Source organism: Flavobacterium sp. CF136 (assembly GCF_000282055.1).
Taxonomy (GTDB): Bacteria; Bacteroidota; Bacteroidia; order Flavobacteriales; family Flavobacteriaceae; genus Flavobacterium.
This window is the reverse complement of record NZ_AKJZ01000079.1, coordinates 1-1,279: the sequence shown is the minus strand read 5'-3', so window position 1 is coordinate 1,279 and position 1,279 is coordinate 1. Positions and strand designations below refer to the sequence as shown.

Genomic DNA, 1,279 nt, shown 5'->3' with positions numbered 1-1,279 from the left:
AGAATTGCTCTTCTAAAAACAATTGATGAAATATGACCTTCTCCAGTTGCACGAAAAGAAATAACAACACGTTTTTCGCCTGCTTCCAGACCCGTCTGATCAAAATCTTCTACAATTGAGGGGTTAAAAATAGCTGCAGATTCTATCGCATATTCCATTGTACAATAAGAACCTATGAGCATTTTTCGATCAAGTGACATTGCATCATAATCTATTTTCATTTCTTCGATTATTGGTCTTATTATTTCGCAATGCCTAAAAAAAACAGCTGAAATATTTCGGTGACGCCTTGCAAATTCACGAAGGGTTTGCTCCAGGGTTTGCAATACTTGCTTTTCATCCAGCATCATTATACGAATTACCATTTGCTGAGTCCGTTCGTTGCCATTCATAAAATATCGCGCAACAACTCTTTTTGAATCTGGTATAAATTTTATATCTTTTCGTACAACTGATACCCGCATAAATTTGTTTTTTTTAATTATAATAACAAGTTAATAATTTTGTTAACGAAAAAACTTAATTTTTTATTAAAACTTTTTGTTGATGCTTATCCCAAAATCTGTTTTTGGGAGAGGAGCGCTTTTTTGTCTTAAAAAATGTATTTACTTTTATAAAATAAAATGGAATGAGCCCCTGATTTGTATCTCCAACTTCCGGGCCTTACAAATACGAGTTGCTAAATTTATGCATCGAAAAAACAAATGAAAATACAAGATTTAATTGGTAATTACTCCATTTCAGGAAGCAATCAGGATGATAGTAATGAAATGACTTATAAAGGTATTTTGACTTTGTCCCTGGACAAAAGCAACCGGATTACGGCACAATGGCTAATTAATAATACACAGGAACAAACTGGTCATGGCTTCTTTAAGGACAACATTCTGGTAATCAATTTTAAATACAAAGGCGAAGAAAGCAAAACCTATAAAGGTGTAGCTGTTTACCGATGTATAACTAAAGACGTGCTGGATGGATTTTGGTCAGAAAAACATGGAGATCCGCTCTTTTTAGGAACAGAACATTGCTTAAGGATAAAAAGTACCGAAAGTCTAAATTAATATTTATTATTTTGTCGTTTAAGCCATTCTGATTTTTTTATTACTTTTCTAAATAATAACCAAACCACTCAGGTTTAACATTGAAGAATAAAATAGTTACTAATCCTGAGTGCGATTATTAAAAAGACGATTTTGGGTTGCCTCCAGCTTCAGCCGGAGGGTTATAATTTAAATACAGCTTTTCGGCTAAAGCCAATTATCTTTGCTTAATTTTC

The 1,279-nt window shown here is 33.0% G+C and carries 1 protein-coding gene and 1 pseudogene; one reads left to right on the top strand and one right to left on the bottom strand.

Annotation, left to right across the window (positions count from 1 at the left end; genetic code table 11):
- Window positions 1-464: pseudogene (locus tag PMI10_RS19005) on the bottom strand (glycosidase); the annotation flags it as partial.
- Window positions 465-704: 240 nt separating this feature from the next.
- On the opposite strand from PMI10_RS19005, the gene PMI10_RS19000 reads away from it, so the two are divergent.
- Window positions 705-1,064, top strand: a complete 360-nt coding sequence (locus PMI10_RS19000) for a hypothetical protein (RefSeq protein WP_007810865.1) — start codon at window positions 705-707, stop codon at window positions 1,062-1,064.
- Window positions 1,065-1,279: the final 215 nt, after the last annotated feature.

Coding starts and splice junctions, on each gene's coding strand:
- PMI10_RS19000 (WP_007810865.1), top strand. CDS start 705: ATGAAAATACAAGATTTAATTGGTAATTACTCCATTTCAGGAAGCAAT.